The organism is Streptomyces sp. NPDC045021, from assembly GCF_056432645.1.
Genome location: NZ_JBWKIQ010000001.1, coordinates 438,550 through 445,503 on the forward strand (window position 1 = coordinate 438,550; position 6,954 = coordinate 445,503).

The 6,954-nt window shown below is 71.1% G+C and carries 9 protein-coding genes and 1 pseudogene; 6 read left to right on the forward strand and 4 right to left on the reverse strand.

What is annotated here, in order from left to right; all coding sequences use genetic code 11:
* Nucleotides 1–32 precede the first annotated feature (32 nt).
* Together AC07DC_RS02020 and AC07DC_RS02025 are read left to right on the forward strand one after the other, a co-directional pair.
* The gene (locus AC07DC_RS02020; RefSeq protein ID WP_478910947.1) at nt 33–815 is read left to right on the forward strand and encodes a glucosamine-6-phosphate deaminase; all 783 of its coding nucleotides are present in this window, start codon (nt 33–35) and stop codon (nt 813–815) included.
* A gap of 107 nt (nt 816–922) precedes the next feature.
* On the forward strand, nt 923–1,519 hold the full coding sequence (locus tag AC07DC_RS02025; RefSeq protein ID WP_478910949.1) for a DNA-3-methyladenine glycosylase I: 597 nt from the start codon (nt 923–925) through the stop codon (nt 1,517–1,519).
* Here AC07DC_RS02025 and AC07DC_RS02030 read toward each other — a convergent pair.
* Nucleotides 1,516–1,665, reverse strand: coding sequence for a hypothetical protein (locus tag AC07DC_RS02030; RefSeq protein WP_478910951.1), 150 nt, complete (start codon nt 1,663–1,665; stop codon nt 1,516–1,518). The two genes, AC07DC_RS02025 and AC07DC_RS02030, sit on opposite strands and share 4 nt — an antisense overlap.
* A gap of 249 nt (nt 1,666–1,914) precedes the next feature.
* Between AC07DC_RS02030 and AC07DC_RS02035 the strand changes: the two genes are divergently transcribed.
* A complete protein-coding gene (locus tag AC07DC_RS02035; protein WP_478910953.1) occupies nt 1,915–2,304 on the forward strand; it encodes an STAS domain-containing protein in 390 nt (129 codons plus the stop codon).
* Here the strand turns inward: AC07DC_RS02035 and AC07DC_RS02040 are convergent.
* Entirely contained in the window at nt 2,279–3,508 is a 1,230-nt protein-coding gene (locus tag AC07DC_RS02040; protein WP_478910955.1) for a phospholipase D-like domain-containing protein, read from the reverse strand. The genes AC07DC_RS02035 and AC07DC_RS02040 overlap by 26 nt on opposite strands.
* 209 nt (nt 3,509–3,717) lie before the next feature.
* Here AC07DC_RS02040 and AC07DC_RS02045 point away from each other — a divergent pair.
* Nucleotides 3,718–3,816: pseudogene (locus AC07DC_RS02045) on the forward strand (helix-turn-helix domain-containing protein); the annotation flags it as partial.
* Nucleotides 3,817–3,838: 22 nt separating this feature from the next.
* A complete protein-coding gene (locus AC07DC_RS02050; RefSeq protein WP_478910956.1) occupies nt 3,839–4,546 on the forward strand; it encodes a hypothetical protein in 708 nt (235 codons plus the stop codon).
* A gap of 33 nt (nt 4,547–4,579) precedes the next feature.
* Here AC07DC_RS02050 and AC07DC_RS02055 read toward each other — a convergent pair whose 3' ends face one another.
* Together AC07DC_RS02055 and AC07DC_RS02060 are read right to left on the reverse strand one after the other, a co-directional pair.
* The gene (locus tag AC07DC_RS02055) at nt 4,580–4,834 is read right to left on the reverse strand and encodes a hypothetical protein (protein ID WP_478910958.1); all 255 of its coding nucleotides are present in this window, start codon (nt 4,832–4,834) and stop codon (nt 4,580–4,582) included.
* A 132-nt stretch (nt 4,835–4,966) separates the two neighbouring features.
* Nucleotides 4,967–6,007, reverse strand: a complete 1,041-nt coding sequence (locus tag AC07DC_RS02060; protein ID WP_478910960.1) for a GlxA family transcriptional regulator — start codon at nt 6,005–6,007, stop codon at nt 4,967–4,969.
* A gap of 141 nt (nt 6,008–6,148) precedes the next feature.
* Between AC07DC_RS02060 and AC07DC_RS02065 the strand changes: the two genes are divergently transcribed.
* Nucleotides 6,149–6,796, forward strand: a complete 648-nt coding sequence (locus AC07DC_RS02065; protein WP_478910962.1) for an HD domain-containing protein — start codon at nt 6,149–6,151, stop codon at nt 6,794–6,796.
* Nucleotides 6,797–6,954 lie beyond the last annotated feature (158 nt).

The window sequence follows — 6,954 nt, forward strand, 5'->3', positions numbered from 1 at the left end:
CGATGTGTATGCCTCAGAACGGTGGAATCAGCATGGAAGTAGTGATCGTTCCGGACGCCGCAGCGGGCGGCGAACTCATCGCCTCCGCGATCGCCGGCCTGCTCGCCCGCAAGCCCGACGCCCTGCTCGGCGTAGCCACCGGATCGACGCCGCTGCCGATCTACCAAGCGCTGGCCGCCCGGGTCCGCGCCTCCACGCTCGACGCCTCACGGGCGCGCATCTGCCAGCTCGACGAGTACGTCGGACTGCCCAAGGGCCACCCCGAGTCCTACCGCTCGGTGGTGCTGCGCGAGGTCGTCGAGCCGCTCGGGCTGACCGAGGCCTCCTTCATGGGCCCCGACGGGACCGCCGAGGACGTCGCCGCCGCCAGCTCCGACTACGACCGCGCGCTGGCCGCCGCGGGCGGCGTCGACCTGCAGGTGCTCGGCATCGGCACCGACGGGCACATCGGCTTCAACGAGCCCTGCTCCTCGCTCGCCTCCCGCACCCGCATCAAGACGCTCACCCAGCAGACCCGCGTGGACAACGCGCGGTTCTTCGACTCGCTGGACGAGGTGCCGCACCACGTCATCACCCAGGGCATCGGCACCATCCTGGAAGCGCGCCATCTGGTGCTGCTGGCGACCGGCGAGGCCAAGGCCGAGGCCGTGGCGCTCTCGGTCGAGGGCCCGCTGTCGGCGATGGTGCCGGCTTCGGCGCTGCAGCTGCACCCGCATGCCACCGTCGTCATCGACGAAGCGGCCGCGTCCGGCCTGAAGCTGGCGGATTACTTCCGCGCCACGTACGCGGCGAAGCCCACCTGGCAGTTCCTCTAGTACTGTCCGGTACATCCGGACCACCGGCGGCCGTCCCGGGTCTGCAGTTCCGGGGCGGCCGCCGCCCGTATACCCCCTGCCTGCCCCAGCAGCCCCGAGGACAGCCCGTGAGCGCAGCCACCGCCGGTACCGTCACCCGTTGCGCCTGGGCCGAGGGCTCCGAGCTGATGGCCGCCTATCACGACACCGAATGGGGCGTCGCGTCCCACGACGACGCCTACCTGTTCGAGCTGCTGATTCTCGAAGGCGCCCAGGCAGGGCTGTCCTGGTCCACCGTGCTGAACAAGCGCGAGAACTACCGCAAGGCCCTCGACGGCTTCGACTACCGGAAGATCGTCCGGTACGAGCAGGCCAAGCTGGACGACCTGATGACCGATGCCGGCATCGTCCGCAACCGTCTCAAGGTCGCGTCCACGGTGAAGAACGCCCGCGCCTTCATCGCGACGCGCGATGAGTTCGGTTCCTTCGACAGCTACCTCTGGCAGTGGGTCGACGGCACACCCGTGGTCAACCGTCCCGGCCCGGCGGATCCGCTGCCCGCGCGCACCGATCTCTCCGACCGGCTCAGCAAGGACCTGAAGCGGCGTGGTTTCACCTTCGTCGGGACCACCATCACCTACGCGTTTCTGCAGGCGGTCGGTGTCGTGAACGACCACACCACCGCGTGCACGGCCCAGGCGCGGCCCGCCGCGGGCAGGCCCTAGCCGCGCATCTCGCCTTCGGCGTCGAGCGGGCAGGCCGTGGGCCTGCCGTCGTCGTCCCCGTGGTAGATACGCTGCTCGTCGTAGTCGGTGTCGGTCCCGCTCGGGACGCTGATGTTGTCGCCGCAGTGACACACGATGGTGATCATCGTTTCTCCTCTGATGGGATCTCGGATGGGATCTCGGAATGGCTCTTGTAGGGGCTCCCGGACGGCCGGAAGCCCCCCACCACTCCAACCCAGTCCCCGGCGCCGGTCCTGTTTTGCTGGTCCGGCCGGGTCCGTCCGGGGTCCCACCGCGCCTGCGCGGGGTACAAGTGTGCGAAGTTCCGGACCGGAGGCGTACCGTCCTGGCAGAATGACGGCACGGGGCAGTCGATCTTCGAGTGGGAGTGCTCCATGACGCGCTTGCAGGCGCGACGGATACACCGTCATGACGGCGTGGCCGTCGTGGCGGTCGTCGGCGAACTGGACCTGGACAGCGAACAGGTGCTGGCCGATGCCACCGCATCGGTGCTGGACACCGGCCAGGTGCGGCTCATCCTGGACTGCGGACAACTCACCTTCTGCGATTCGCGGGGACTGGGACTCCTGCTCACGCTGCGGCAGACCCTGGAGGACCGCGGCGGCTCCCTGGTCCTGGCCGCGCCCGGCACTCAGCTGCTGCGCACCCTGGAACTCACCGGCGCCGACCAGGTCTTCACCCTGGCCGGCGGGGTCGAGGAGGCCGCCGGCCTGCTGCTGCCTCCCGACGCCACCGGCGTCACAGGAAACGCCGGATCGGGATGACCGCCACCTCCTGAAGGCGCTGCATCGAGGAACGCCGGTTCCACGAGCCGGACTCGATCAGTTCGCTGACCGCCCGGTCCTCCTCGAAGTGTGCGTCGAGGGTGGCGGTGAAGGTCTCGTCGAGGACGGCCAGCATCACTTCCTCGTCATGGTCGAGCGAGCGGCGGTTGAAGTTCGTGGAGCCGATGAGCGACGCGACGTGGTCGATGGTGATCACCTTCGCGTGCATCATCGTCGGCTGGTACTGCCAGATCTTCACTCCGGCCGCGACCAGTTCCTCGTAGAAGTTCTGGCCCGCCAGCTGGCACACCCGCTTGTCGGTGTGGGGTCCTGGCAGCAGGATCTCCACCTCCACTCCCCGCCGGGCCGCCTCGCACAGCAGGTGGATGAAGAAGGCGTCGGGTGCGAAGTAGGCGGTGGCCAGGCGTAGCCGCTCCTGGGCCGACTCGATCACCACACGGATCAGGGTCTGCATGTCCTGCCAGCCGAAGCTGGCGGAGCCGCGCACCACCTGGACGATCGCCTCGCCCTGCGGGGCGTGCTCGACGAAGCGGTCGCGATCGTCGAAGAGGTCGGCATGGCACTCGGCCCAGTTCTGCGCGAACGCCGCCGCGATCCCGTCCACCGCTGGGCCGCGCACCTGCACATGGGTGTCGCGCCACTCCTTCTCGTCGCGGGCGTCGCCGCACCACTCCTCCGCGATGCCGACCCCGCCGGTGTACCCGGTCGTCTCGTCGACGACCAGTACCTTGCGGTGGCACCGGTGGTTCTGCTTCAACGGTGAGAGCCACAGCGGCTTGCGGAACCACGCCACCTGCACCCCGGCCTGCTCCATCTCGTCCAGCAGTTCCTGCTCGATGAGCCGGCTGCCGAAACCGTCCAGCAGCAGCCGGACCCGGACCCCTTCGCGGGCCCGGCCGGCGAGCGCCTTCGCGAACTCCCGGGCGATCGCACCACGCCAGTAGACGAAGGTCATCATGTCGACGGTGTAGCGCGCCGTCCTGATGCTCTCCAACATCGCCGCGAAGATCTCGTCACCGTTGCGCAGCGGCACCAGGGCGTTGTTCTCGGTCGCCGCGATGCCGATCAGCCGCTCGAGGCGGCGCCGTATCCGCTGCTTCCGCTCCGCGTACGACAGCTCGCCCGGCGCGGGTGGCGCACCGGCCCCGGGCAGCGTCTGCTCGTGGTCCTCGACGGTCGTCATGCGGATTCTCCTGGCGTAGAGAGCTGCTGCGGTGTGTGCTGCCCCGCCGTACGGCGCCGATGCCCGGATCTCGGAGCGAAACGAGCCGATTGGACTGGGCCAACGTACACACCCGCCGGTGCTGCCGCCGAAGTTGACGGTGCCGTGGCGCGTCCGCGGCCCCGCGAAGCGGAACCCGCAGGCGAGCGCGGTGCGGGTATCGTGCGGAGGTGTCGTCCTACAGCATCGGCCAGGCCGCGAGAGTGCTGGCCGTGAGTCCTGAGACCGTCCGGCGGTGGGCCGACGGCGGCCACATCCGGATGGACCGGCACGGCCGGGTACGGTCCTGCCATGTCTGCATCATCGGAAGCCTCACCGTCGCCCTCCGCCGCGTCACCGTCCGCCGCACCGTCCGCCGCACCGTCATCCGCGCCTTCCGCCGTGACCGCGGACGATCTCGACCGGTCGGTCCAGCTCGCCGTCGCCGCCCTGCGGAACGCGCCCGCGACGGCTTGGGACGGTAAGGCCGGTTCGCTGGAGTGGGACTGCTGGGAAACCGTCGAGCACCTGAGCGACGATCTGTTCGCTTACGCGGCTCAACTGGGCCCCAGGACACCGCCCTTGGAGGGTGAGGTGCCGTTCGTCTGGGAGAGCCGGCGGCCCGGTGGCCCGGCGAACGCCGTCCACGCGGACCGTGCGGCGGGACCCGACGGGCTGCTGCAGGTACTGGAGGCGTGCGGCGCCCTGCTGGTCGCCATGGTGCGCACGACGCCGTCGCGGACTCGCGCCTTCCACGGTTTCGGCGTGTCGGATCCGGAAGGGTTCGCCGCGATGGGGATCGTGGAGACCCTGGTGCACACCCACGACCTGGCCGAGGGACTCGGGCTCGCCTGGACCCCGCCCTCCGACATCTGCTCGCGCGTGCTCGGCCGGCTCTTCCCGGACGCGCCGCGGACCACCGACCCCTGGCCCACCCTGCTGTGGGCGACCGGGCGCGCCGAACTGCCCGGCCACCCCCGCGTCACCGAGTGGCGCTGGTACGGCGAGCCCCGGACGTAACTCGCCGGCTTCCCCGGCCCGCCGCCGCTCACCTCACCCGATCCGCACCTCGTACGGTGCCCCGGTGCTGATGGCTTCGGCCTGTTCCAGCAGGTCGGTCGGGGTGAAGCCGAGCCTCGCGTTCTCGGCCGCCCGGCGCAGCAGGGGAAGTATCTCGGCGACGGGCCGGCCGCGGTGGGACCGGCTGAGGGAGGCGAAGTCGCGCTGGTAGGACGTGCCGTAGACGTCTCCCCATTGGGTCAGTGACCGGCCCAGGCCCTGCCGGTCGACCGTGATCCTGTTTCCCATCGTGGTCCTCCTCAGCCATTCGCCGTCCGCCGGTTCACGGACCGGTTTTCGACGCTACCGGGGAGGTCTGACAATGCCCGTGGGGCCGGCCCGGGACGGGACCGGCCCCACGGGCATTCACGAGGCGTTACGTCAGGTTGCCGGAGCCGGCGGAACCTCGGGGCGCGTGCTGCGGAAGCGCGCGGCGTAGGCGGAGGGAGTGGTTCCCAGGTGGCGGGCGAAGGTCCTGCGGAGGGTCTCGTCGCTGCCCAATCCACTGTGGCGGGCCGCGGACGTCACGCTCTCGCCGCGTTCCAGCAGCATCCGGGCGGCTTCCAGCCGCATGGTCTCCACGTACGCGGCCGGGGTGCTGCCGGTGTGTTCGCGGAACAGCCGGGACAGATGACGCGGGCTCACACCGGCCTGCCCGGCCAGGGCCTGCGGGCTGTGGTCGGACGCCGGGTCGGCCGCGATGGCGTCCAACAGCGGACGCACGACGGGGTGGAGCGTCGCGGTGGTGCGGGAGGCGGCGGAGAACTGGGACTGCCCTCCCGGCCGTTGCAGGAACACCACCAGGTCACGCGCGACCCGGCGCGCCGCTTCCGGGCCGTGGTCCTGTTCGACCATCGCCAGGCAGACGTCGATGCCGGCCGTCACCCCGGCCGAGGTGAGGACGGTCCCGTCCTGGACGTGGATGGCATCGGGCGTGACCCGGATGTCCGGGTACCGGCGGGCGAGTTCCGCCGCGTGCTCCCAGTGCGTCGTCGCCCTGCGGCCGTGCAGCAGGCCGGCCGCCGCGAGCGCGAACGCCCCGGTGCAGACCGCCGCCACGCGCTGCGCCCGCGCCGCCAGCCGGGCCACCTGCTCGACCAGGGCGGGTTCCCTCCGGAGGGTGTCGAGGTCGGCGGGGCCGGGGACGATGAGCGTGACCTCCCGGCCCGCCCGCTCCCCGGGGCCCGCCGCTTCCGCCGGGGCGTCCCCGTCCGGCCACCGAGTGCGTTCGGCCTGCTCCGCGGAGAGGTCGGCCGCGATCCGCAGGCCGGTGGAGGTGATGACGTCCCGTCCCCCGGGGGTGCACACCCGCACGGCGTAGGCGCCCGTGTCCCGCGCGGCGGTGGCGAAGACCTCCAGCGGAGCGGCGACGTCCATCAGCCGCACCCCGTCGAAGGCAAAGACGATCACTTGGCGCTGCACCCGTCCACGGTAGCCGCATGTCCGTATGTGTGGGGTTCCTGTCTTCAGCGACATGGCGGGGCGTCCGGCAGCGCGGACAGGCTGGAGCAGTCACCCGGGCCGGTCGGGCCCGTTCCCCGAGCAGAGGAGAGGAGCCGTTCCATGACGGTCCAGGAGTCCAGCGCCGCCGGAGTGTCCGTACCGGACACCAAGCTCGCCGCCGAGGCCACCGAGCTGGTGCGCGACACGGTCGGCGAGCTGATCTACCACCACTCCCGCCGCGTCTACTGGTTCGGCAGCCTGCAGGGAGCCAACCGCGGTCTGCGGTTCGACGCGGAACTGCTCTACGTCGCAGCGATGTTCCACGACCTGGGCCTCGGCGAACCCTTCCGTGCCAGCGGGCGCCGCTTCGAGGTGGACAGCGCCGACGAGGCACGGCGCTTCCTGCTCACCCACGGCCTCCCCGAGGACGGCATCCGGCGGGTCTGGACGGCCATCGCCCTGCACACCACCCCCGGCATCCCCGCCTTCATGGAGCCTGAGGTCGCGCTGCTCACCGCCGGTGTCGAGTACGACGTCCTGGGCATCGGGTACCAGGACATCCGTGACAGCGACCGCGCCGCGATCACCGCGCTGCACCCCCGCCCGGACTTCAAGCGGCGGATCCTGGAGGCGTTCACCGAGGGCATCGCCCCGAAGCCGGAGACGACGTTCGGGAACGTGAAGGCCGATGTCCTCCAGCACTTCGTCCCGGGGTTCGAGCGCGGCGACTTCGTGGAGACCATCCAGAACTCGCCCTGGCCCGAGTAGACCGGCTGCCCGACTGCCCGGAAGCGGCCTGCAGAGCAATGAGGGCGGCGCGGGTCCGGGGGGGGTACCCGCCCCCCCCACCCAGTTGGGGGGACCGGGTTGTTGTATAAAGACGTGGCCGCCCCCGGGGAACCGGGGGGGGGGGCCGCGGCGGGGCG